This window comes from Azospirillum mesophilum (assembly GCF_053470405.2).
Genome location: NZ_JBPXMQ020000010.1, coordinates 24,837 through 48,001, shown reverse-complemented (window position 1 = coordinate 48,001; position 23,165 = coordinate 24,837). Strand labels below are relative to the sequence as shown.

15 protein-coding genes and 2 CRISPR repeat arrays (1 of these 17 only partly in view) are annotated in these 23,165 nt (G+C 67.7%); of the genes, 2 read left to right on the top strand and 13 right to left on the bottom strand.

The window, feature by feature from the left end; genetic code table 11:
• Positions 1 to 2,361: a CRISPR direct-repeat array (repeat unit 37 nt; unit sequence GCTTCAATGAGGCCCGGGCGTTTCCGCCCGGGAAGAG); it reaches 856 nt to the left of the window's first position.
• A 378-nt stretch (positions 2,362 to 2,739) separates the two neighbouring features.
• The 7 genes from ACSVC7_RS12205 to ACSVC7_RS12175 all read right to left on the bottom strand — a co-directional run bounded on the left by ACSVC7_RS12205 (position 2,740) and on the right by ACSVC7_RS12175 (position 10,030).
• Positions 2,740 to 3,675, bottom strand: a complete 936-nt coding sequence (locus ACSVC7_RS12205) for a DMT family transporter (protein ID WP_448208535.1) — start codon at positions 3,673 to 3,675, stop codon at positions 2,740 to 2,742.
• Between the two features lie 48 nt (positions 3,676 to 3,723).
• Positions 3,724 to 4,593, bottom strand: a complete 870-nt coding sequence (locus ACSVC7_RS12200; protein WP_448208536.1) for a formylglycine-generating enzyme family protein — start codon at positions 4,591 to 4,593, stop codon at positions 3,724 to 3,726.
• Positions 4,594 to 4,788: 195 nt separating this feature from the next.
• The gene (locus ACSVC7_RS12195; protein WP_448208537.1) at positions 4,789 to 5,649 is read right to left on the bottom strand and encodes a TauD/TfdA dioxygenase family protein; all 861 of its coding nucleotides are present in this window, start codon (positions 5,647 to 5,649) and stop codon (positions 4,789 to 4,791) included.
• Positions 5,650 to 5,738: 89 nt separating this feature from the next.
• Positions 5,739 to 6,902: a bifunctional glutamate N-acetyltransferase/amino-acid acetyltransferase ArgJ gene (gene argJ / locus ACSVC7_RS12190; RefSeq protein WP_448208538.1), complete on the bottom strand. Its 1,164-nt coding sequence runs from the start codon at positions 6,900 to 6,902 to the stop codon at positions 5,739 to 5,741.
• Between the two features lie 39 nt (positions 6,903 to 6,941).
• Positions 6,942 to 7,730, bottom strand: a complete 789-nt coding sequence (locus ACSVC7_RS12185) for an enoyl-CoA hydratase/isomerase family protein (RefSeq protein ID WP_448208539.1) — start codon at positions 7,728 to 7,730, stop codon at positions 6,942 to 6,944.
• Positions 7,731 to 7,784: 54 nt separating this feature from the next.
• The gene (locus ACSVC7_RS12180; protein WP_483508320.1) at positions 7,785 to 9,302 is read right to left on the bottom strand and encodes an asparagine synthase family protein; all 1,518 of its coding nucleotides are present in this window, start codon (positions 9,300 to 9,302) and stop codon (positions 7,785 to 7,787) included.
• A 98-nt stretch (positions 9,303 to 9,400) separates the two neighbouring features.
• A complete protein-coding gene (locus ACSVC7_RS12175) occupies positions 9,401 to 10,030 on the bottom strand; it encodes an acyl-homoserine-lactone synthase (protein ID WP_448208542.1) in 630 nt (209 codons plus the stop codon).
• 474 nt (positions 10,031 to 10,504) lie between these two features.
• Between ACSVC7_RS12175 and ACSVC7_RS12170 the strand changes: the two genes are divergently transcribed.
• Complete coding sequence (locus ACSVC7_RS12170; protein WP_448208543.1) at positions 10,505 to 11,266, top strand: LuxR family transcriptional regulator; 762 nt, start codon at positions 10,505 to 10,507, stop codon at positions 11,264 to 11,266.
• 69 nt (positions 11,267 to 11,335) lie between these two features.
• Here ACSVC7_RS12170 and ACSVC7_RS12165 read toward each other — a convergent pair whose 3' ends face one another.
• Genes ACSVC7_RS12165 through leuC form a run of 4 tightly spaced genes read right to left on the bottom strand, consistent with a single transcriptional unit; the run spans position 11,336 to position 15,892 of the window.
• Positions 11,336 to 12,868 carry an anion permease gene (locus ACSVC7_RS12165; RefSeq protein WP_448208544.1) on the bottom strand — a complete coding sequence of 511 codons (1,533 nt, stop codon included), beginning with the start codon at positions 12,866 to 12,868 and terminating at the stop codon, positions 11,336 to 11,338.
• 34 nt (positions 12,869 to 12,902) lie between these two features.
• Positions 12,903 to 13,808 (bottom strand): alpha/beta fold hydrolase, encoded by a 906-nt coding sequence (locus ACSVC7_RS12160; protein ID WP_448208545.1) that lies wholly within the window; start codon positions 13,806 to 13,808, stop codon positions 12,903 to 12,905.
• An 11-nt stretch (positions 13,809 to 13,819) separates the two neighbouring features.
• Entirely contained in the window at positions 13,820 to 14,440 is a 621-nt protein-coding gene (gene leuD / locus ACSVC7_RS12155; protein WP_448208546.1) for a 3-isopropylmalate dehydratase small subunit, read from the bottom strand.
• 3 nt (positions 14,441 to 14,443) lie between these two features.
• A complete protein-coding gene (gene leuC, locus ACSVC7_RS12150; RefSeq protein WP_483508318.1) occupies positions 14,444 to 15,892 on the bottom strand; it encodes a 3-isopropylmalate dehydratase large subunit in 1,449 nt (482 codons plus the stop codon).
• Positions 15,893 to 16,053: 161 nt separating this feature from the next.
• On the opposite strand from leuC, the gene ACSVC7_RS12145 reads away from it, so the two are divergent.
• Entirely contained in the window at positions 16,054 to 16,983 is a 930-nt protein-coding gene (locus ACSVC7_RS12145) for a LysR family transcriptional regulator (RefSeq protein WP_448208548.1), read from the top strand.
• A gap of 390 nt (positions 16,984 to 17,373) precedes the next feature.
• A CRISPR array of direct repeats spans positions 17,374 to 20,874; the repeat unit is 37 nt; unit sequence GCTTCAACGAGGCCCGGGCGTTTCCGCCCGGGAAGAG.
• Positions 20,875 to 21,104: 230 nt separating this feature from the next.
• Here the strand turns inward: ACSVC7_RS12145 and cas2 are convergent.
• Both cas2 and cas4g/cas1g read right to left on the bottom strand, forming a co-directional pair.
• Positions 21,105 to 21,401 carry a CRISPR-associated endonuclease Cas2 gene (gene cas2, locus ACSVC7_RS12140; protein WP_448208304.1) on the bottom strand — a complete coding sequence of 99 codons (297 nt, stop codon included), beginning with the start codon at positions 21,399 to 21,401 and terminating at the stop codon, positions 21,105 to 21,107.
• 31 nt (positions 21,402 to 21,432) lie between these two features.
• Complete coding sequence (cas4g/cas1g, locus tag ACSVC7_RS12135) at positions 21,433 to 23,136, bottom strand: CRISPR-associated endonuclease Cas4g/Cas1g (RefSeq protein ID WP_448208303.1); 1,704 nt, start codon at positions 23,134 to 23,136, stop codon at positions 21,433 to 21,435.
• Between the last annotated feature and the right edge of the window lie 29 nt (positions 23,137 to 23,165).

Genomic DNA, 23,165 nt, shown 5'->3' with positions numbered 1-23,165 from the left:
GCACACGCCGAGTGGATCACCACCCGGCTTGAGCCGCTTCAATGAGGCCCGGGCGTTTCCGCCCGGGAAGAGGCCATTCCGCCCGGCTGTGGGCTCATGGTGCGGGGGCCGCTTCAATGAGGCCCGGGCGTTTCCGCCCGGGAAGAGCGGGCGGATGTCCAGGCCGGCGACCTGGGCCGCGTTGCTTCAATGAGGCCCGGGCGTTTCCGCCCGGGAAGAGCACTGGTCGACGTGCTCCGGGCCTGGCCGGAGGAATGGGCTTCAATGAGGCCCGGGCGTTTCCGCCCGGGAAGAGCCATAGTCCACCCGCACAGGAACCCGCGCCCTCTCGGGCTTCAATGAGGCCCGGGCGTTTCCGCCCGGGAAGAGGTCGGCGTGCAGCTGCATCTGAAGGACCGTGCCAAGGCTTCAATGAGGCCCGGGCGTTTCCGCCCGGGAAGAGGACGGTCGCCATGTTCAGCCCCGCGCCTGCATCCAGCTTCAATGAGGCCCGGGCGTTTCCGCCCGGGAAGAGCACCGTGGGGAGCGTCTGGCGGGTCGGGGTCGGTGCCGCTTCAATGAGGCCCGGGCGTTTCCGCCCGGGAAGAGGGCGGCTGCCGAGCGCGGAGGGCTTCCGGCACCTTGGCGCTTCAATGAGGCCCGGGCGTTTCCGCCCGGGAAGAGGGGGCTTAGCAACGAGGGAATGACCATGCCGGAACCGCTTCAATGAGGCCCGGGCGTTTCCGCCCGGGAAGAGCATCCTCGATGACGGAAAATTCCGTCGCCGCCTGATTGCTTCAATGAGGCCCGGGCGTTTCCGCCCGGGAAGAGTGGACGCCACCAGGAATGCGACATGACGTCCATGGAGCTTCAATGAGGCCCGGGCGTTTCCGCCCGGGAAGAGGTGCCTGCGCGCCCGTCAGGAGTACGTGGCAACGCAGCTGGCTTCAATGAGGCCCGGGCGTTTCCGCCCGGGAAGAGGACGATGGCTGGCGCGATCATCATGCGCCAGCTGGAGGGCTTCAATGAGGCCCGGGCGTTTCCGCCCGGGAAGAGGATCACGTCACCTGCGACCGCCGCTGTCCAGCAACCCGCTTCAATGAGGCCCGGGCGTTTCCGCCCGGGAAGAGCACGCTCCTGGCGGCCTTCTCGGTCGAGGGAGCCTTGCTTCAATGAGGCCCGGGCGTTTCCGCCCGGGAAGAGGCCGCCCAGAGACTTTGCAGTTCCGGCGGCAGGGTCTTGCTTCAATGAGGCCCGGGCGTTTCCGCCCGGGAAGAGTTCGAGACTTCCTCATCATCAAGAGAGGGATAATCCGGCTTCAATGAGGCCCGGGCGTTTCCGCCCGGGAAGAGGCGGGCGCGGTCGACCGCCGCCTGAGCCGCGGCGGCGCTTCAATGAGGCCCGGGCGTTTCCGCCCGGGAAGAGCCGCCCCGGCCACCCCGAAGGCCCCCGATCTGCCCGCGGCTTCAATGAGGCCCGGGCGTTTCCGCCCGGGAAGAGAAGACGACCCGCATGAGCATCAACGGCGCGCCGGTCGCTTCAATGAGGCCCGGGCGTTTCCGCCCGGGAAGAGCACGGTGCCGGCCTCGGCGGCCTGCCGGGCCAACTCGGGCTTCAATGAGGCCCGGGCGTTTCCGCCCGGGAAGAGACGGACGTGGTCGGCCAGGGCGCCGAGCGTGGCTTCGCTTCAATGAGGCCCGGGCGTTTCCGCCCGGGAAGAGGATATCCAGTCGGTGTTCTACGATGCGGTGGAGCGGCTTCAATGAGGCCCGGGCGTTTCCGCCCGGGAAGAGTCATGCATGAAGCCGACCCCTATGGGCACCTCGTCGTGCTTCAATGAGGCCCGGGCGTTTCCGCCCGGGAAGAGCTTGGGGCCGTCACCGGCATCGGCGGCAAGTTCGGCGCTTCAATGAGGCCCGGGCGTTTCCGCCCGGGAAGAGGTCGACCGTCACCGCCCCGCTCGGAAACAGGCGCGTGGCTTCAATGAGGCCCGGGCGTTTCCGCCCGGGAAGAGGTGGGATGCAGAGGCGCGCGACCGCGAAGCCACGGCGCTTCAATGAGGCCCGGGCGTTTCCGCCCGGGAAGAGGTCGGACATACAGAGTGTTGCCACCGACCTGTGCGCCCGCTTCAATGAGGCCCGGGCGTTTCCGCCCGGGAAGAGGCCGCATAGCACTCCTCCGAGATCCGCGTGACGGTGCTTCAATGAGGCCCGGGCGTTTCCGCCCGGGAAGAGCACACACACCGCCGCATGGCCTTACCCCTGCTTCGTCGCTTCAATGAGGCCCGGGCGTTTCCGCCCGGGAAGAGTGTGGCGCGAGTTGGCCGGCAGGCCCAGGCGCATGAGGCTTCAATGAGGCCCGGGCGTTTCCGCCCGGGAAGAGGGGCACCCCGTACCCTCCTGTTTCATAGCTGGAAATCGGCTCGGATTCGAGCGGTCCGCGAAAAGTTCGGCGTGAACCGTTGATCGCGGTTGCGTTTCGTTCTTCACACGGTCCAAAAACCCTGCGGAATCAACGGCCCGGCGCTGTGCGAGCGGGTCCCGGGAGTCCGCGTGCGCCGGACCGCTCGCGCGGCATCCGGCAGTGCGCCAGTTTACACGCGCCGCGCGCGTCACACCACCATCGCCTCGCGCTTGATGCTTTCGAAGGGGTGGCCCAGCGTGGCGTGGCCGTTTCCTGGGACCGAAGTCACCCCGCCAAATCGCTCCCACCAAATCACTCTCGCTGGAACAAACTCGCCGCAACAACGTCGCCGCTGGTTCAGGATCGGGCCGGCGCCGCTTGGCACCAGTAGATGCCCCCTGTGATCAGGCCGAGCGCCGCGACCTGATGGAGCATGAGCGGCTCGGCGATGAAGAGAACCGAAAGGCCCGTGGTGAATGCGGGGATCAGGCAAAGATACAGCGAACCGGCCGCCGCCCCGAGACGCTCCACCCCATAGGAATGGGCGATGTAGGCAAACACCGAGGCCACGACGCCGAGGTAAGTCACGGTGGCGACATGCGACAGGGAGGTGAGGGCGCCCCGCCCCTGGCTGACTTCGTGGAGATAGCCCGGCGCCAGCAGGGCCGCCGCGACGAACGACATGGCGAACAGCGCGGAACGACCGCTGAGCGCCGGAGGGCGGCGCTGGATGGCGACCGTATAGGCCGCCCAGCACACCAGCGCGGCACACATGGTGGCCTCCCCCGCGTCGATCCGGAACTCGGTGAGGACGTTCAACGAGCCGCGGGCGACGATCACGGCCGCGCCGCAGGACGCCAGGGCGATGCCAGCCGCCTGCCTCGCCCCGATGCCCTCACGGGTCCAGACGAACGAGATCGCGGCCACGAAGGCCGGCGCGAAGCAGATCATCAGCGTCACGTTCACCGCGCTGGTCTCGGCGAGTGCCCGGTATTGAAGCGTGTGGAACAGCGCCATCCCCAGCAGGCCGCCCAGCAGAATGAAGGCCCAGTGCCGGAGGCAGAGGGTGAAGTCGCGGCGGATGTCGGCGCGCCACAAGGTGCCCAGGATGACGGCCGTGATCAGCCAGCGGTAGAAGGAAAGCGTCAGCGGCTCCAGCTCCAGACGGAACATCCGGCCGACGATGGCGTTGCCCGCCCAAGCCAGGGAACTCAGCGTCAGGGCGAGGCTCGCCAGACGCCGTTCGGCCAGACGCCGTTCGGCCAGACTCCGTTCGGTAAGAATGACGCTCATGGATGGTCCCCAACTGGCTGGTCTCCAACGTCGCCGCGCGCCGATGGGCTATGGTCCGCTCCGCGAGCGGACCAGCCGGAAGCCGAGATCGCCTTCCTGAAAGCCCGCCGAGTGGAAATCGCAGAAGGCCAGGTTCGACCCCGCGGTGTTGGCCCAGCTTTCGCCGCAGTAATAATAATATCCGCGCGTCGGCTTGCCGGATCCGGACAGGTCGGTGGCGGGGGTGGCCGTCCATTCCGCGACATTGCCGGACATGTCGTACAGGCCGATCTGGTTCGGCTTCAACGATCCGACCCTGGCCGGGCCGGCGCCTTGCGACTTTCCCGCGTGCCAGGCGACGTCGTCGAAACGGTCGCTGCCGGAATGCCGGTAGCCGTAGGTGCCGGCGTCGAGAGCCTTGCGCGCTCCGCGGGCGGCCACATGCCATTCCTCAAGGCTGGGCAGACGATAGCCCGTCGCATCCTTCGGACGGACGGCACCTTCCAACGCGGCCCGCCGTTTGACGCTTCTGATGGCCTTGCCGTCGGCGTCCACGTAAAAGGGCGGCTTCCCGCTCATCTCGGAAAAGGCGTTGGCCCACACGGCGGCGCCGATCCAGCTGATTCCGTGAATGGGCTTCTCGCCGTCCCCCTCGTCCGCGAAGCATTCGTCGCAGGCCGGCTCCAGCTCATAGCCGTGCCGCGCCCCCCAGTCGAGGACCGACCGGTAGAGGCGGTAATTGACCTCCGTCGTCATAATATAATATGCACCGACATCGGTGTTGGCATGGCTGCGGTAATCCTGCTTTCCGAACACAGGGCCGACATAGTAGCGGCCGGCCGGCACAAGCGCTTCCTTGACGGCCGGGGCATCGGATGCCAGGGCAGGACTGGAGAAGCACGCCAGAAGCGCGCATGAAATCGTTGCAATCCTAATCATTTATTTTTCCCCATGTGCTGCATCCGGAAAAAACCCGATGCGGCGATATGGCAGAAAACACGAATGTTTGCCAACGCCCATGCGCGAGGAGCGCCCGCCCATGCGCGAGGAGCGCCCGCCCATGCGCGAGGAGCGCCCGGAGACGGATATGACCGTCCCGAGCGCCCCGCCGTCGCGGAACGGTTCCGCCCAGGCTCAACCCAGGCCGATGTCCCGGATCGGACCCGTCGCCTCGATGTCGGCCGTCTGGCCGCGCCACAGGACGCGCTCGATGGCCGGGTCAGCGAACTCTTCGCGCTCGTGGATGCTGCGGCGGTTGTCCATCAGCAGCAGATCGCCGTCCTTCCAGTAGTGGCGGTAGGTGTAGCGCGGCTGCTTCAGGAACGCGCCGAGTTCGTTGAAGTACTTGCGCGTCTCGTACTCGCTGAAGCCGACGATGCGGGTCTCCCAGCTGTACGGCTGGCCCTCGTCGAAGGGGAAGTACAGCAGCATCTTGCGCACCCAGCCAAGGTCGGTGAACACCGGCACCTTGAACCAGCCTTCCGGAGACACGTTCGAATAGTAACCGCGCTCGGTCACCCGCACCTCGAAGGTCTCGTTCTCCAGAACGTCGCGCAGATGGTTCGGCATCTCCTGGACGGCCAGGACATGGTCGGTCACCAGCGTCGAACCGCGATAGTGCATGTTGCGGATGCGGTCGGCGTAGAGGATGACCTGATCGACCTGGCTGAGCAGCAGGCCGCCGTCCGCGTGGTACGGGAGCTGCCCGCGCCCGGTCACGATCTTGCCCTTCTCGCCGTCGAGGATCAGCGTGTCCTCGTAGCCGTAGCCCACGCTCTTGCGCTCGTTCACATACTCGATGATGGTGCCGAAGCGCGCGTAGAAGTCGCGGAACTCCGCCTTGGTGAACGTGACGCCGCGGGCGAGCAGGAAGCCCTTGCGCATCGCGATCTTCTTGATGTCCTCCGCAGAGGCGTTCAGGAGGGCGTCCTTGTGGAGCAGCGCGCCGAAGCCGGACGGCAGCAGGGACTCGTTCTCATAGATATCGGCAAGCATGTTTAGACCTTCCTCCTCGCTGACGGTTGTTTTCCAAGATAATCGCTGCCGCGTTTTTCGCGGTTTCTGGCAACGACTTAATGAATGGATCAGGTGCTGTAGGAACTGTTGAATCGGACGTATTCGCAGGAAAGATCGCAGCCCCAGGCGGTCGCCTGACAGGTTCCGGTGTTGAGGTCGACGGTGATCTTTACTTCGTCATTCTCGGCCAGATAGCGGCGCAGCGCGGGCAACATGTCGGTGCCGGTTTCCGGAAAGACGGGGATTCCGCCGATGGCGATCCGGGTCGATGACGGGCCGATGTCGCGGTACTGGGTGCATTTGCCGATCGCCATGGCGATCCGTCCCCAGTTGGGATCGTTGCCGTGGATCGCCGTCTTCACCAGGGGCGAGTTGACGATGGATTTGGCGATGGTCTTCGCCTGACGGTCGGACGAGGACTGCCGGACCAGCGCTTCGATGACCTTGGTGACGCCTTCCCCGTCGCGCAGGATCATCTTCATCAGGCGGAAGACGACGTCGTGCAGCGCCGCCTCGAACGCGTCGGCGTCCACCGCTCCGGCCAGCCCGTTGGCGAGGATGACCGCGCTGTCGCTCGTCGACGTGTCCGTGTCGATGCTGATGCAGTTGAAGGTCCGGTCCATCACCCGCTTGAACAGGGCCTGAAGCGTACGGCGGGGAATGGATGCGTCGGTGCCGATGTAGACGAGCAGCGTCGCCATGTTCGGCTCGATCATGCCGACCCCCTTGGCCACGCCGGTGATCGTGCAGTCGCCCAGGCGGGCGGAGGCCACCTTGGCGTGCGTGTCGGTGGTCATGATCGCGGTTGCGATGCCGGTCCAGTCCGCCGGGTCGGTGAGCCGCCCCTTGAGGCCGCTCACCGCGTCCTTGATCCGCCCCACCGGAAGCCGGCGGCCGATCACCCCCGTCGCCGCGATCTGCACCTCGTCGGCCTGGATGCCCAGCTCGGCGGCAACATGGCCGACGAGATCCCGCGCGTCCTCGTGCCCCTGCGGTCCGGTCGCGACGTTGGCGTTCTTCGACGTCACGACGACCGCGCGGGCCGTTCCCTTGCGCAGCTGTTCGCGCGACAGCAGGACGGCGGGACCGGCGAACCGGCTTCGCGTGTAGACGCCGGCGACGGCGCACGGGACCTCGGAATAGAGGACCGCGACGTCCTTCTCATCGTTCTTGATGCCGGCGCTGGTGACAAAACTTGCGAAGCCCCGGGGAAAGGGAACGGGGATGCTCATGGTCGGTAAGGTCCGCTGCGGGTGGGATGGGGCGGCCGGCTAGACGGCAAGATCGGCGAGCATTTCCAGGTTGTATTTCTCGCCGAGGATGTTCTTGAAATGGCGCTGCGAGCTTTTCGCCGCGAAGCTGGCGCGATGGACCTGCTTGGAGTGCTCCGCCGTCCGGTGCAGGGTTTCCATCAGGCCCTTGACCAGCCCCCGCTTGGTGTTGCGGAAGGGCGTGACCGGGTAGTCGGCCAGCATGGTGGCGATCCCGATCGCTCGCGGGACCAGATCCTCGCGGCGGACCACCTCGCGCACCAGCCGGTAGTCCAGCGCCTTTTCCGGACCGATGGGCTCGCAGGCGTAGATGATGTCCTGCGTCACGTTGTAGGAGAACACATGCTCCAGAATGGCCGCGCCCATCGAGCAGCCGATGCCGTGCTTGAGCTCCGGCATGCGGAACTCGGCCCCGTCGGTCATGATCCGCCAGTCGAACATCATGGAGAACTGAAAGCCGATGCCGATGGCATAGCCGTCGATGGCCGCCACCATCGGCTTGTCCACCTTCAAGGCGGCGACATACAGGTCGGTGACGCGGTCGATCCAGCGATCGACATCCTCGCCGCCGGTCAGGTTCTTGACTTCGTTGAAGTCGCCGCCGGCGCTGAAGGACTTGCCCGCGCGGCCCGTGACCACGACCCCGCGCACCCCGGGATCGTCGTTGGCCCGCCCCAGCGCGGCCTTCACGTCGTTTTCGAGACGCTCGTTGAAGGGATTGTGGCGGCTTGGGTGGTTCAGTTCGATGACGCGGATGCCCGCGGCATCCGTTTCGATGACAAGCGACATGGAGCGCTTCTCCTGTGGAGCCACGATGGTTGTTCAGGCCAGTGTTGTTTGGAGTCAGATCGCCTCGGGGGCGGCGCGCCCGGTGATGAAGCTCTTGAAGCGGGAGTAGGCGTAGCGCGTCTTGGTGACGTAGTCGGTCCGCTGCGCGCCCAAGGCGTCGGCAAAGATCGAATTGACGGACGACCCTTCGTGGATGCCGATCTTTTCCCGCCACACGATCCGGTCCGGCAGCAGGCCGTAGTCCTCGGCATACTCGCGCAGGACGCGCTTGACGCTGTCGGCCGTGACCTTCAGGGCCGGATCGAGGCTCAGGGCGAGGCCCATCAGCGTCGGGGTCCAGAAGGGATGCATGGCGTGCAACCCGTAGCGGGCGGCGCCGAAGGGCGAGAATTCCCCGGTCCAGCGCGTGCGGTAAACCTGCTGCCAGAGGTCGGCGTTGACCCCGGACGGATCGGCGCCCGCCTTCAGCACCCCGCCGAACAGCAGGTCGGCGCCGTAGCCGGTGATGATCCGCCGGTGACGGCCCTGCACGGACTTGTACAGGCACATGAGGCTGGCCTGAATCTCCGCCGACAGCCCGTCGTAGATCTCGTTGAGGTGGATGGCCGCGTCGACGCCCGCCAGGATCGCCCGGTCCTCGAAGACGTATTCGGTGTGCGCGGTGCCCACATGGTCGGACACGATTTTCGAGAACGGAAACTCGTCGCTCGTCGTCGTGCCGATCGCGTAGGAGGCGATGTTGCCGCCGGCCCGGCCGGCCAGGGCCGTGACAAGGCTGGAATCGAGGCCGCCGGACAGCGGCACCGCGGTCGCGACGCCGCCGGCATCCCCACCGGCATCCCCACCGGCATACAGCGAACGCCGGACGGAGCCCGACAGAATCTCGTGGATGCGCGCCTTGGCCGCCTTGGATTCCAGCGCCTGCGCGGGAGCAAGCCCCATGACCAGATAGGTCTGCCGGGTCAGGAAGGGCTGGCCGGCGCCGTCGAAGCGCAGCGTGGTGACCGTGCCGGGCTTGGCCCGGCGGGCGTTCCGGATCGGGGTGTAGTCATCGGCGTGCCCGCGCGCGGTCGCCACCGCGTCGACGGATTCGAAATCGAAGATGTCGGGTTCGATGGCGCCGAGCAGCTTCAGTTCGGACGTCACCCAGGCCGTTCGCCCGAACACGACGTGCACCGGCTGCAGGCCGAGCGCGTCGGTGGCGAACGCGACGGTGCCGTCGGGCTCGAACGTCACGAAGTTGAAGCCGCCCTCGATCAGGGCGAAGGCCTGGTTGCCCAGGAAACGGCGCAGGATGTCCACCACCCCGACTGGCGGCGCCGTCAGCGCCCCCGCGTCGTGGATGGCGGCCAGGGTGCGCAGTTCGTCGAGGTTGGCGGCCTGGCCGATCAGCAGGAGGATCCGCGGACCATCGGTCATCACATAGGGGGTGATCGAGGCTTCGTGATCCCGCTTCACCAGCAGTTGCCAGGGCCCGGCCGTGACGATCTCGTGGGGCTCGGTCAGGGTATCGGCGAGACGGACCAGCGGGTCACCCGCGTTTTCACGCGACGCGATGAATGAGTACAGCATGGGGAAACTCGCTCCGATGGCGGCAGGATCAAGAGACGGGGGAAGGGGGCCGGGATGGCGAAGAGCGGGATGGCGAAGGGAACGAATCCGGGCGGTGTCTACGCCGCGGACCGAAGGACATCCGGCTGGACGGCAGCCAGCCGGCGGCGGAGCCTGGAAAGGACGCCGATCGAACACTCCATGTGCAAGGCCACGGCTTCGATGCCCGGCTGGACCTCGACGGACGGTCCGAGCCGGCGAGGCTGCGCGCCGCAGCGGAGCAGGACCCGCTCCAGGCGGCTGTCCGACACGGAAACGAAGGCCCTGACGCCGCAGCGCAGGCCATAGTCCACGGTGGCGCACAACAACTCCTGCAGGGCCGCGCCGCGGTCTCCCGCGACCACCGGGTTCACCAGCATGCGCGTGCCTTCCCAGATGTCGGGACCCTGCGGCAGGGACCCCTGGACCAGTTGTGGGAAAACGCGCGTCAGCAGCGTGTGTCCGTCGGTGCTGTGCAGGCGGATGGCGGCCCGGATGATGTCGCCGCGCGGTCCGGAGCCGCGCACCACCACGTAGGTCGCGCGCTCGTCATCCCATTCGTCGCGCTCGTAACCGTTCGCCGCCATGGGCAGGTGCCAGCCGAGCTGCTCCGCGAACACCTGATAACGAAGCTGGGCGAACTGCTCCAGGACACCCGCGTGGGTTCGATGCAGGGCCGGAGGAACGATGAGGACGTCGGAATGATGCATGGGACGGTGGCCTTCCGCGTGTGGCGACGGCCGGATGGTGGAGCAACTCCGGAGCGCTCATGAATCGTGCAAGTGCGCCCTTGACAGAATTTCCTTTCTCTGAACGGGACCGAATCGCGCTTGGTTGCAGTCTGTCTTGCAACATTATCGCGTAGCATATATAGAAAAATTCCTCACCTTGCGCAGAGGCGTTTATGATATGTCGCCAAATACAATTGTATTCAAAAAGCACGATCCCTTTCGGTACACCAATAAACGCTGCGCAATACAGTAAGGATTTTTCCTTCTCTTGTGTGAAGATGCCCTATGACGTCTTTCATATGTAAATATTCATACATTTTGAGCGCTTATCGCATGGCGCAAGGTTGCTTCAACTCAAAAGTTGCCCAGCGGAAATGTCACGCAATGTGGTGAATTCGGCGGACGGCCGCGCAGAAAAAGTGCTTCGACCATTCTACATAATGGAGGGTTTCCGTGACGGAGCGGCTTACGCCAGAGTTTTGCGGCTTCTCTGATGTTCTGGAAATTGTTTCATCTGCAAAGGATATAGATGGCCTTAAAACGTCGACGCGTGCCCTTTTGGAAAATCTCGGCTTCTCTCTTGTGACCTATCACATGATCAAAGCCGGTGGGTTGCCGCAGCCCCTGGCCATCTATTTTTCGAACTATCCAGCAGCGTGGGTGTCTCATTACATAAACAACCGGCTGTTCTTCGTCGATCCCGTGGTCAGGCGCGCCCAGGAGTCGATCTCACCATTCGCGTGGGACGGTTTGGCGGCCGGAGGGATGGACCATCCGGACAGCCGGTTTTTCGAGCAGGCGGCCGACCACGGGGTCCGGCATGGGGTGAGCATTCCAATTCACGGCCCGCAGGACTTCGCGCTGTTTTCGGTCTGCGCGAGCGAACTCAGCCACGCCGAGGCGAACCGCGTCCTGTCCTGGACCAAGCCGTTTTTGACCATGGCCGCCTTGTCCATTCACGAGCGGGCGCGGGCCATCTACCAGCCCGACGTTTTCGCCGCCGCCGGCGTATCGGAACTCAGCCGGCGCGAAACCGAAGTCATGCAATGGGTGGCCTGCGGCAAATCCTCTTGGGACATTTCGCGGATTCTCGGGCTGTCGGAGTCGACCATACGCCATTGCGTCGGCAACGCCCTTCGCAAGCTGAACTGCCACGACCGCACGCAGGCGGCCGTCCGCGCCGTGCTCCTCGGCCTGATCGAGGCGCCCGGATGATCGGAGGTTCGATGTCGTGCCTCGGCCTCCGGGAAACCCGGCGCGGTTCACCGTCAGACGCCGCTGATATCACCACAGCAGGTACGGCACGCCGACCGCGAGGAAGGCGGCGAAGTACAGCAGGCCGAACACCGTGCCGAGGCGCCAGAAATCCTTGGCCGGCAGATAGCCGCTGCCGAAGAAGATCGGGCTGGGGCCGGTGCCGTAGGGCGTGACGACCCCCATGATGCCAAGCGTCAGGACCAGCATCAGCGCCAGCGTCGGCACCGGCATTCCCGGCACGGCGGCGCCGATGGTCAGCGTCACCGGCAGCATGGCCGTGACGTGGGCGACCCCGCTGGCGAACAGGTAATGGGAGAAGTAGAAGACGGTGACCAGCACGACGGCCACGCCGACCGGCGACACCCCGGACAGGTGATGGGCGGCCAGCCCCGCGCCCCATTTGGCGAAGCCGGTCTGGTTCAGTCCGTCGGCCAGCGTGATCAGCGTGGCGAACCACACCAGCGTGTTCCAGGCCTGGGCGTTGGTGGTGATGCTCCGCCAGTCCGTCACGCCGGTCAGCAGCATCGCCGAGATGATCACCAGCACCACCGTGGTGGCGTTGATGGCCGTGCCGCCGACGATCCAAAGCGCGAGGCCCAGCAGCACCAGCAGGCCGAAGACGATCTCGCGCCGCGACACCGGCCCCAGGCTGTCCAACTGCTCCGACGCCCAGCGGCCGACCGCGCTGCCCTCCCGGATCTCGGGCGGATAGAAGCGGTAGACCAGCAGCGGCAACAGAAGCAGCAGGGGAATGCCCACGGGTGCGAAGGCCAGGAACCACTGGACCCAGCCGATCTCCACCCCGGAGGTCTTCTTCACCACCTCCAGCGCCAGAAGGTTCGGCGCGAAGCCGGTCAGGAACAGCGAACTGGCGACGCAGGAGCCGGCCATCGCCGTCCACATCAGGAACGACCCGATGCGCCGCGCCGAGGGATCGTTGGGGTGGGAATCGTACAGCGGCGGCAGGTTGCGGATCACCGGGTAGATGGTGCCGCCGGTGCGCGCGGTGTTGGACGGGATGAAGGGCGCCAGGATGGTTTCCATCGCCACGATGGCGTAGCCGAGCGTCAGCGTGCGCCGCCCCATCGACCGGATCAGCAGCAGCGCGATGCGGCGCCCCAGCCCCGTCTTCTCGTAGCCCAGCGCGAAGACGAAGGCCCCGAAGATCAGCCAGACGCTGGTGTTGGCAAAGCCGGACAGCGCCCATTTGATGATCGCCCCGCCGGAATCGAAGCCCGGCTTGGCCAGATCCGCCGGGGAGAAATAGACCCAGCGCGACAGCAGCGCCACCGCCGTGACCCCCAGCAACCCCACCACCGCGCCGGGAACGGGTTCGAGGATCAGCGCGGTCACGACGCCCGCGAAGATGGCGAAATAGTACCAGCCATGCGCCGCCAGGCCGTCCGGCGCGGGCAGCAGGGCAAGACCGAGCGTGACCGTCAGGGGCAGCGCGGCCCGTGCGACACGGCCCCGGGATATCCCGGCGGCGGCCGGGGGGCCGTTGTCCACCGCGTTGTCCACCGCGTTGTCCACCGTTGTGGCGATGCCGTGCTCGGTCATGCGGGGCGTCTCCTGTTCGGATTGTTGTTTTGCGTTACGGCTTCAGGAAGCGCAGCAGTTCCCCGGCCGTCTCCTCGGGCAGTTCCTCTTGCAGGGTGTGCCCGCAGGGCAGCGCCCGGCCGCGCACGTCCACCGCCTTTTCCCGCCACGTCTCCAGCACGTCGTAGAGCGCGCCCACGGTGCCCTTGGCCCCCCACAGGGCCAGCAGCGGAGCCGTGACCTTGCGGCCGGCGTCGGCGGCGTCATGCTCCAGGTCGATGGAGGCCGCCGCGCGGTAGTCCTCGCAGATGGCGTGGATGGTTTCCGGGTCGCGGTAGCAGCGCAGATACTGCTGGAACAGCGCTTCGTTCGCTGCCTCCGGGGTCTTCATCTGGCCGGTGATGTGCTTGCGCAGGAAATATTCCGGGTCGGACCCGATCATCCGTTCCGGCAGGTCATGCGGCTGGATCAGGAAGAACCACCAGAAATAGCGGGTGGCGAATTCCTTGTTCGTGCGCGCGTACATGGTGGCGGTCGGCGCGATGTCGAACAGCGCCAGACGCTCCACGGCGTCCGGATGGTCCAGCGCCATGCGGTGCGCCACCCGCCCGCCCCGGTCGTGCCCGACCACGGCGAAGCGCGGGTGCCCCAGCGCGCGCATCACCTCCACCTGATCCAGCGCCATGGCGCGCTTGGCGTAGGCGGCATGCCCGTCGCCGCCCGGCGGCTTGGAGGAATCGCCGTAGCCGCGCAGGTCGGCGGCGACGACGGTGCAGCCGGCCTCGATCAGCCGGGGCGCCACCCGATACCAGGTCAGATGCGTCTGCGGGTGGCCGTGCAGGAGCAGCACCACGGGGCCGTCACCGGAAGCGTTTTCCGACACGGCCACGCGGATGCGGGCGCCGCTGGTTTCCACGTCCGTGCGGTGGAAGCCGGGCATGATGACATCTGGAGGAAGCATCGTTTCGGTCCTCACGCGGTCAGGCCCAGCCAGGGGCGGTCGGCGCCGTAGGCGCGTTCGAAGCGCCGGATCTCCTCGGCGTGGTCGAGCGTCGCGGCCACGGCGTCGAGGCCGCGCGTCAGCCGATCCTTGCGCAACGCGTCGATGGGAAAGCGGAACACCGGGCCGCTGTTGTCGGCGGTGATGCTCTGGGCCGGCAGGTCGATGGTCAGGCGGTTGCGCGTCGGGTCGGCGGCAAGGCCCATCAGCCGTTCCACCTCGGCCTCCGGCAGGCTGACCGTCAGCAGGCCGTTGCGCTGGCAGTTGTCGTCGAAGATGCCGGCGAAGCTGGTGCCGACGATGGCCCGAATGCCCAACTGCATCAGCCCCCACACCGCGTGCTCGCGGCTGGAGCCGCAGCCGAAGTTCGGGCCGACCACCAAAAAGGCCGCTCCCTTCCAGCCGGATCGGTTCAGGACGAAGTCGGGCCGCGGCTCCCCCCGCTCATCAAAGCGCAGGTGATGGAAGACGCCGTCCCGCAGGCCGCTGCGGTCGATGCCCTTCAGGAACTGCTTGGGCATGATGACGTCGGTGTCCATGTTCGCCATGGGCAGCGGGGCGGCGATGCCGTGCACGGTGGTGAAGGGGTCCATCGCTCAAGCCTCTCCGGTGAAATCACGGACGCCAAAATCGCGAACGTCGGTCAGGTGACCGCGGATCGCGGCGGCGGCGACCATGGCCGGGCTCATCAGATGGGTCCGCGCGCCGGCCCCCTGGCGTCCTTCGAAGTTGCGGTTGGTGCTGGAGGCGCAGCGGGCGCCCGGCGGCAGCACGTCGTCGTTCATCGCCAGACACATGGAGCAGCCGGACTGCCGCCATTCGAACCCGGCCTCGCGGAAGACGAGGTCAAGCCCCTCCGCCTCCGCCTGCCGGCGCACGGCGCTGGAGCCCGGAACGATCATCGCCCGCACCCCCGCCGCGACGCGCCGGCCCCGCACCACGCGGGCGGCGTCCCGCAGATCCTCGATGCGGGCGTTGGTGCAGGAGCCGATGAAGGCGTGGTCGATGCGGATGTCCTCCAGCCGCTGGCCGGGGGTCAGGCCCATGTAGGACAGGGCGCGTTCCAGGTCGCGGCGGCGGCCGGGGTCGGGCTCGTTTGCCGGGTCGGGGATGTGGCCGCCAACGGGGCCGGCAATGGGGGCTGCCTGATCGGGGCTGGTGCCCCAGGTGACCATCGGCGCCACCTCCGCCGCGTTCAGCCGGAGCTCGCGGTCGAACGCCGCGCCGGGATCGCTGCGCAGGGTGCGCCAATACGCCACCGCGCAGTCCCACAGTTCGCCCCGTGGGGCGCGGGGCTTGTCCTTCAGGTAGGCGAAGACGGTGTCGTCAGGCGCGATGATGGCGCCGCGCGCCCCGGCCTCCACCACCATGTTGCAGATGGTCATGCGGCCCTCGACGCTCAGCGCCTCGATCACCGGACCGGCGAACTCCACGGCGAAGCCGGTGGCGCCGTCCGCGCCGATGCGGCGGATCAGGGCCATGACCACGTCCTTGGCCGTGATGCCGGGGGGCAGGACACCGTCCACGGTGACGCGCATGGTCTTCAGCCGGCGGTAGACGAGCGTCTGCGTCGCCAGATAATGTTCGATGTCGGAGGTGCCGATGCCGAAACCCAGCGTGCCGAGCGCGCCGTAGGTGGTGGTGTGGCTGTCGCCGGCCGCGACCACGAGGCCCGGCAGGATGAAGCCCTGCTCCGGCGCCACCACATGCTCGATCCCCTGGCGCGGGTCGAGCGCGTCGAGCAGCTCGATCCCGAAGTCGCGGGCGTTGCGGGCGAAATAATCCACCTGCCGAGCCGCCCCCTCGTCGGGCATGGCGGCGGTGCGCGCGGGCACGGTGGGGTTGACGTGATCGACGACCATCAGCGCCGACGCCGGCCGCCAGACCGCCCGCCCGGCCTCGCGCAGGCCGCTGAAGGCTTGCGGGCTGGTGTATTCGTTCAGGATCGTGCGATCGACGTACAAAAGCATTTGCCCGTCGTCCGACAACTTGCGGACGGTGTGTGCGTCGAGGATTTTATCGTAAAGTGTGCGATGTTCGATCATGTTCAACCACAGCATGGCCCCTGGCTGCGAACTATGGGCGACGCGCCGCCGCCGGGCCAATGCCGTGTCCGAATGAATTGATACCGGCGCGGAATGGAACCGGCCCGGAGTGAAAGCCGGCCTGGAATGGAAACCGGCCTGGAATGGAAACCGGATGAGGGATGACGATGGAGATCGCGTGGCTTGAGGACTTCCTCGCCGTTCTGGAATGCGGGGGCTTCTCGCGCGCGGCGGAGCGGCGGAACATCACCCAGCCCGCGCTCAGCCGCCGCGTCCGCGCGCTGGAACAGTGGGTGGGCACGCCGCTTCTCGACCGCAGCACCCACGCCGTCACCCTGACACCCGCCGGCACCCGCTTCCGCACCACCGCCGAAGACCTGCTGCGCCGCCTTCAGCACGGCCGGGAGGAGGCGCTGGAAGCGGCGCAGGCGGCGTCGGACACGCTGCGTTTCGCCTCCACGCACGCGCTGTCGCTGACCTTCTTTCCGTCCTGGCTGCGCGGCCTGGAGGCGGAGATGCCGAGCGGAGCCGTGGTCCAGCTGGTCGCCGACACCATGGCGGCCTGCGAGCGGACCATGGTCCAGGGCGAGGCGCAGTTCCTGCTGTGCCACCACCACCCGGCGGCCTCCACCGCGCTGGGACCGGATCATTTCCTGTCTGTGCATGTGGGCGACGACGTGCTGCTGCCAGTCAGCGCGCCCGACGCGCCGGGAAGCGCCACGCCGCGCCACGCGCTGCCGGGTTCGGCCGACTCGCCGGTGCCGTATCTGGCCTATCGCGGGGAGTCGGGCATGGGGCGGATCGTCGCCGCGTCCCGCGCGCTGAACGGGCCGCCGGCCTGGCTGAAGCCGGTCTTCTCATCCCACCTTGCCAAGCTGCTGGTGACCATGGCGTTGGACGGGCGGGGCGTGTCCTGGTCGCCGCTGAGCCTGGTGGAGGACGCGCTGGCGTCCGGCGCGCTGGTCCGGGCCGGCGATGAGCGCTGGGACATCCCCATGGAAATCCGCCTGTTCCGCTCCCGCGCGCGGCAATCGGCGACCGCCGAACGGTTCTGGTCGCTGGCGCGCGTGTCCGGCGAAAGGGCAGCGTAGCGGACGATAGGGTGGACGGCAGGGCAGACGGCAGGGCGGGCAGGGGGCAGCCTTCGGGCGCGGCATGGTGACCATTCGCAGGTTCAGGGGAAACCGGAAGTACAGCCACACGGCCATCGCGATGACCTCGGCGGGGCAGCGATGGCTGGAATACGAATCCCAGCCCGACCAGGGCTCTGCGCCATCGAGCCGTGCAGGAATATTTCCCATAACATAACTTATGGAGATATGTGCCCTGATTGGGGGTGGGTTCTATCCTGGCGTGCAACTCTTGTGTCAGTGCAAGGGCTTGCCGGCTTACGGGGTGCCATGCGCATTCACTGCGCCCTGTTGAGCGCCCCATCACTCGCACGGCGGCGGGTGATGTCGGTATGATTTATGAATTGCGCCCCTTCAATGAGGCCCAGGCGTTTCCGCCCGGGAAGACGATCGGCCCCTACGTGGTGCGGCTGCGCGAGATCAAGCTTCAACGAGGCCCGGGCGTTTCCGCCCGGGAAGAGAGGAGAGAGCCGACTCCATCGCCGCCCGCGAGAAGGCTTCAACGAGGCCCGGGCGTTTCCGCCCGGGAAGAGGACGGTAGATGATGGACATCACCGTCTTTTCGTCCGAGTGCTTCAACGAGGCCCGGGCGTTTCCGCCCGGGAAGAGCTGTCCGATGGCGGGACCGGCACGGACAAAGAGGTGCATAGGCTTCAACGAGGCCCGGGCGTTTCCGCCCGGGAAGAGATCGTTTGTGTCGTGGAGGACACACTGGACAAACCCGCTTCAACGAGGCCCGGGCGTTTCCGCCCGGGAAGAGGATGTTAAGACTACTGACAGCGAATGTATTGCCTGTGCTTCAACGAGGCCCGGGCGTTTCCGCCCGGGAAGAGGGCCGCCGACTGCGCCGCCCGCGTCAGCACCGCTCTGCTTCAACGAGGCCCGGGCGTTTCCGCCCGGGAAGAGTCTGTCGGGTCTGCGCACCCGGGTCGACGAGCTGCGCGCTTCAACGAGGCCCGGGCGTTTCCGCCCGGGAAGAGGGCGGGCGCGGTGCGGTGAAGGTGTGCGGATCGGTGATGCTTCAACGAGGCCCGGGCGTTTCCGCCCGGGAAGAGTGCGTCGGCCAACCCCGGCGGCAGCGGGCACCAATGGGTGCTTCAACGAGGCCCGGGCGTTTCCGCCCGGGAAGAGGATGACCGCCATGCAGATCACTCAAAAGCGCGCAGCGCTTCAACGAGGCCCGGGCGTTTCCGCCCGGGAAGAGCCGTCTCGGGATCAATCCACTGCATCACAGGATCAAGCTGCTTCAACGAGGCCCGGGCGTTTCCGCCCGGGAAGAGGGCATCGTGCTGGATGTCGACGCGTTGCCGGCGCGGGCTTCAACGAGGCCCGGGCGTTTCCGCCCGGGAAGAGTCGGCGTCGAGGATCACCGCCGCCCGGGAAAACCGGCTTCAACGAGGCCCGGGCGTTTCCGCCCGGGAAGAGGCCTGATCGCGCTGGTGAAGCTGGAAGAGATCGTTCGGCTTCAACGAGGCCCGGGCGTTTCCGCCCGGGAAGAGCGACCTCACCATCCTGTTCGAGCAGGCGCTCTACCCGCTTCAACGAGGCCCGGGCGTTTCCGCCCGGGAAGAGGCGAGGCCGTCACCACCTTCCTGCGCTGGTACGAGGCTTCAACGAGGCCCGGGCGTTTCCGCCCGGGAAGAGAGGGCGTTAGGCGGTTCGGCGCGCAACTGCTGGCGGCTTCAACGAGGCCCGGGCGTTTCCGCCCGGGAAGAGGGGGCCGAGGCGCGCGATCAGCGTCGGGATGCTGACCGCGCTTCAACGAGGCCCGGGCGTTTCCGCCCGGGAAGAGGGGCCATGCGATCATGCTCGGTCCGACGCGTGCCGGCGCTTCAACGAGGCCCGGGCGTTTCCGCCCGGGAAGAGGCGGTCACGGCTGGCGCTGTTAAACCCGACCTCACGGCTTCAACGAGGCCCGGGCGTTTCCGCCCGGGAAGAGATGACGTAAGCGTTCACGGTGCCGCGTGGCCCGACTTGCTTCAACGAGGCCCGGGCGTTTCCGCCCGGGAAGAGCCCGTGGGCGAGCACCAGCTTGGTGTCGTCGCAGGTGCTTCAACGAGGCCCGGGCGTTTCCGCCCGGGAAGAGCCGCGCCGAGAATGACCTTCCGGACGATCCCGCTTCGTGCTTCAACGAGGCCCGGGCGTTTCCGCCCGGGAAGAGTCTACGAGCTGCCGGACCGGCTGATGGGCGAGGATGGGCTTCAACGAGGCCCGGGCGTTTCCGCCCGGGAAGAGTGAGCGGCCGATGCCGGCGGGCGGCAGAAGGTGGGTGGGCTTCAACGAGGCCCGGGCGTTTCCGCCCGGGAAGAGCGGCCTGGTCAACTACGGCGTCAACTGGGGGCTCGGGCTTCAACGAGGCCCGGGCGTTTCCGCCCGGGAAGAGCGTGCATTAGGCCGAGCCACGTCTTATCCTCGAACTGGCTTCAACGAGGCCCGGGCGTTTCCGCCCGGGAAGAGAGCGTCTCGTCGGTGGTCAGGGCGCCGCGCCGCACGCTTCAACGAGGCCCGGGCGTTTCCGCCCGGGAAGAGGTCCACCAATCGAGCAGCATGGGGAAGCCGCCAACATGCTTCAACGAGGCCCGGGCGTTTCCGCCCGGGAAGAGGGCCTTCGTGGAGGCTGGTTCCGATTGGCGGAGCCTGCTTCAACGAGGCCCGGGCGTTTCCGCCCGGGAAGAGGAGCGCTGCCCGTTGGCGCCGCCGCTGCTGACGCGCTTCAACGAGGCCCGGGCGTTTCCGCCCGGGAAGAGGAGCTTGCGGGGCTGGCTCCACACTTTCGGGATCACGCTTCAACGAGGCCCGGGCGTTTCCGCCCGGGAAGAGTGGCCTCGGCCGCCAACTGCGGTTGCTTCCATCGCAGGCTTCAACGAGGCCCGGGCGTTTCCGCCCGGGAAGAGACGGCGGCGGCGACGACGGCCTGCGCGGCTTCGCTGCTTCAACGAGGCCCGGGCGTTTCCGCCCGGGAAGAGGCCCTCGACGCCGAACAGTGACACCCAGCCGTCGGAGCTTCAACGAGGCCCGGGCGTTTCCGCCCGGGAAGAGGTGCAGCTCATAAGGAACGAGACCTGGCCGGACTACAAGCTTCAACGAGGCCCGGGCGTTTCCGCCCGGGAAGAGCACGTCTTGACCGGCCAGGCCGGCGGCGCGTAGCCGCTTCAACGAGGCCCGGGCGTTTCCGCCCGGGAAGAGTTGGGCGTCCTGGTGCGGCCGAGCGCGGACGCGAAGTTGCTTCAACGAGGCCCGGGCGTTTCCGCCCGGGAAGAGCTACTCTTTGGCTGCGCTTGTCAGCATAGGGTCACCATGCTTCAACGAGGCCCGGGCGTTTCCGCCCGGGAAGAGAGCTACACCGAGGAGTTCATGTACTCCTGGGACCCGCTTCAACGAGGCCCGGGCGTTTCCGCCCGGGAAGAGGAGGCGCGCAGCGGCAGCGTCGCGACGTCGATGTCGAAGCTTCAACGAGGCCCGGGCGTTTCCGCCCGGGAAGAGGCGCTGAAAGCCGCCGTGCTCGGGCTTGACGCTCACGCTTCAACGAGGCCCGGGCGTTTCCGCCCGGGAAGAGACGCCCTCCCCCCGTGGGGTGCGCACCGCCCCGGCCTGCTTCAACGAGGCCCGGGCGTTTCCGCCCGGGAAGAGCGGCCTTGCGGGCGCCCGTGTAGAGCGCGACAAGCACGCTTCAACGAGGCCCGGGCGTTTCCGCCCGGGAAGAGCTTGACGGCACCCATACTAGCCATTAGGGTAAGTCCTGGCTTCAACGAGGCCCGGGCGTTTCCGCCCGGGAAGAGCCGCCAAGTGTGCCAGTCCCCGGCGCGCCGGGAGGCGCTTCAACGAGGCCCGGGCGTTTCCGCCCGGGAAGAGTGGGTGCCGCGTACCCTCCTGTTTTATAGCCGAAAATCGGCTCGGATTCGAGCGGTCCGCGAAAAGCACGCTGCGAACCGCCGATTGCGGTTACGTTTCGTTCTTCACACGGTCCAAAAGCCCTGCGGAATCAACGGCCCGACGACATGCGAGCGGGTCCCGGGATTCCGCGTGCGCCGGGCCGCTCGCGCGGCACCCGGCAGGTCGCCAGTTTACACGCGCCGCGCGCGTCACACCACCACCGCCTCGCGCTTGATGCTTTCGAAGGGGCGGCCCAGGCTTTCCACGCGCGGGTCCACGGCGTCGGCCGGGCCGAGGTCGATGATCAGCACATGGTCCTCGCTGGGCTTGATGATGCCGTCCAGCCGGGCGCCCAGCGCGGCGCGGCGGCGTGGGGTCAGGCGGCACTGGAAGACCGAGAACTGCAGCCAGCGCCCATAGGCCTCCATCGCCTTGAACACGCGGCGCCAGCGCTTTGGGTCGCCGATGTCGTAGGTCACGATGTACAGGCGTTCGTTGCCGGCCATGCGAACCTCCCTTTCTTCCCCGGAACGGGCCTCAGCGCGGGCAGTAGTGCGGGTAGCTGTCGATCTCGCCCAGCAGGTGACGGGCGAACAGGCGCGCCTGGACGTGCAGCATGCGCCGCATCGAGATCTGGTAGCCGAAGGTCGGGTGCGAGGCCTCCTGGTCCAGCCGGCGCTCGAAGGCGCGGATCAGCGTGCGCCGGCCGCCGGCTGTCAGGTTGCAGCCCGGCCCGGCGGTGATGAAGTCGCCCGGCGTCAGCTCGCCGTTGTTCAGCGCGGTCAGCACCGTGGAGTCCGCCAGGATCGGCCGCAGCGGCTCCATGAAGTCCAGCGCCAGCGCCGGGCGGCCCGGCCGGTCGGCGTGGTAGAGCCCGGCCCAGGGGGCCAGCCCGGCGATCTCCAGCGCCGTGGCGCAGGCCCGCGTCAGCAGGGCGTAGCACAGCGACAGGCAGGCGTTGACCGGGTCGGCCGGCGGCCGGCGCGAGCGCCGCTCGAAGGAAAAGGCCGGCAGGTCGGCGACCTTATCGGTGAACAGGGATGGCAGGGCGCGGAAGTACACCGCCGCCCCTTCGCCCTCCACGCCCAGCAGCTCCGGCAGGCCGGCGGCCTTGGGCGCGCGGTCGGCCAGCCGCTTCAGCGTCTCCGCGGCGTGGTCACGCTCGGCCTCGTTGCCGCGCCAGTTGCGGCGCAGGATGGTGCGCTGGTTGCGCAGCTTGGCGCGCACCAGATCGCGGGCAAACCGCAGGCGGCGGAAGGCGTCGGCGCGGGTGGCGTACTGGCCCTCGCGGACATGGGCGCTGCGCGGGCCGCGCGCGCCGGTGGTGGCGATGAACCAGAAGCCGCTGCTCATCCAGGCGATGGGGATCTCCTCCTTCACGAGGGCGTGCAGGGCCGGGGTGGACAGCGACACCGGGCCGGCCAGCACCAGTTCCGACACCTCGCCGATCTGCACCTCGCGGTCGGGCTCGTTCTCGGCGGAGATGATCAGCAGGTCGCCCTTCTTGGCGACGCGGGCGCCGGGCTGCTGGACATAGAGGGGCAGGGCGGCGTCGGCGGCCGGCGGGGGCGTGCGCGGGGCGCCGCCGCTGCGGAACAGGTTGACCTCGTCGGGCAGGCAGATCGGCAGCAGCGAGCAGCGCGCGCATTTGCGGCTGTTGTCGAGCGGCGGCGGCACGCGCCTTGCGGCAGCGGCAAGGCGCAGGCCGGAGGCGGCCTCGCGGGTGCGGGCGCGCAGCTCCTCGTCGAAGGCGACGGGCACGCGCTCGCGGCTGCCGGCAAACCACAGGAAGCCCTCGCCGACGCGGTAGCCGTTGTCTTCCAGCACCAGGGCCTGGACGCAGAGCTGCACGCGCTCCGGCTCGTAGGCGCCGCCCTCGACGTGGGGGCGCTTGCCCTTCTTGAAGTCGATGGGGGTCAGCACGCCGTTCTCGCCCTCGATGACGTCCATCTTGGCGACCAGCCCGAGCCGGTCGGAGGCGAGTTCGATGGAGCGCACCTCGAAGGGCGGGGCGGTGTCGGCCTCCTCCGGCGGGGGCAGCTTGCCGCGCCCGGCGTCCACGCGGGCGTGGGCGCGCTTGCCCTCCTCGGTGTCGGCGTTGGCCGCCCAGGCGCCCTCCACCCACTCCAGATAGGCCAGCCGCGGGCAGTAGACCCACTCGTTCACCATGCGCGCCGGCACCAGAAGGTCCGGGTCCGTCTCCGGCGGGGCGGGAAGGGGCAGGGTCAATTGGTCGGTCATCGGCGTGCCTCGCTGGCTGGAGTTCCCTA

Excerpts from the sequence above, each read along its gene's own strand:
- cas2 (WP_448208304.1), bottom strand. The coding sequence starts at position 21,401 with ATGGCCGGCAACGAACGCCTGTACATCGTGACCTACGACATCGGCGAC.
- ACSVC7_RS12195 (WP_448208537.1), bottom strand. The coding sequence starts at position 5,649 with ATGCTTGCCGATATCTATGAGAACGAGTCCCTGCTGCCGTCCGGCTTC.
- ACSVC7_RS12205 (WP_448208535.1), bottom strand. The coding sequence starts at position 3,675 with ATGAGCGTCATTCTTACCGAACGGAGTCTGGCCGAACGGCGTCTGGCC.
- ACSVC7_RS12180 (WP_483508320.1), bottom strand. The coding sequence starts at position 9,302 with ATGCTGTACTCATTCATCGCGTCGCGTGAAAACGCGGGTGACCCGCTG.
- ACSVC7_RS12145 (WP_448208548.1), top strand. The coding sequence starts at position 16,054 with ATGACGATGGAGATCGCGTGGCTTGAGGACTTCCTCGCCGTTCTGGAA.
- argJ (WP_448208538.1), bottom strand. The coding sequence starts at position 6,902 with ATGAGCATCCCCGTTCCCTTTCCCCGGGGCTTCGCAAGTTTTGTCACC.
- leuC (WP_483508318.1), bottom strand. The coding sequence starts at position 15,892 with ATGATCGAACATCGCACACTTTACGATAAAATCCTCGACGCACACACC.
- ACSVC7_RS12160 (WP_448208545.1), bottom strand. The coding sequence starts at position 13,808 with ATGCTTCCTCCAGATGTCATCATGCCCGGCTTCCACCGCACGGACGTG.
- ACSVC7_RS12185 (WP_448208539.1), bottom strand. The coding sequence starts at position 7,730 with ATGTCGCTTGTCATCGAAACGGATGCCGCGGGCATCCGCGTCATCGAA.
- cas4g/cas1g (WP_448208303.1), bottom strand. The coding sequence starts at position 23,136 with ATGACCGACCAATTGACCCTGCCCCTTCCCGCCCCGCCGGAGACGGAC.
- ACSVC7_RS12200 (WP_448208536.1), bottom strand. The coding sequence starts at position 4,593 with ATGATTAGGATTGCAACGATTTCATGCGCGCTTCTGGCGTGCTTCTCC.
- leuD (WP_448208546.1), bottom strand. The coding sequence starts at position 14,440 with ATGGACCCCTTCACCACCGTGCACGGCATCGCCGCCCCGCTGCCCATG.
- ACSVC7_RS12175 (WP_448208542.1), bottom strand. The coding sequence starts at position 10,030 with ATGCATCATTCCGACGTCCTCATCGTTCCTCCGGCCCTGCATCGAACC.
- ACSVC7_RS12165 (WP_448208544.1), bottom strand. The coding sequence starts at position 12,868 with ATGACCGAGCACGGCATCGCCACAACGGTGGACAACGCGGTGGACAAC.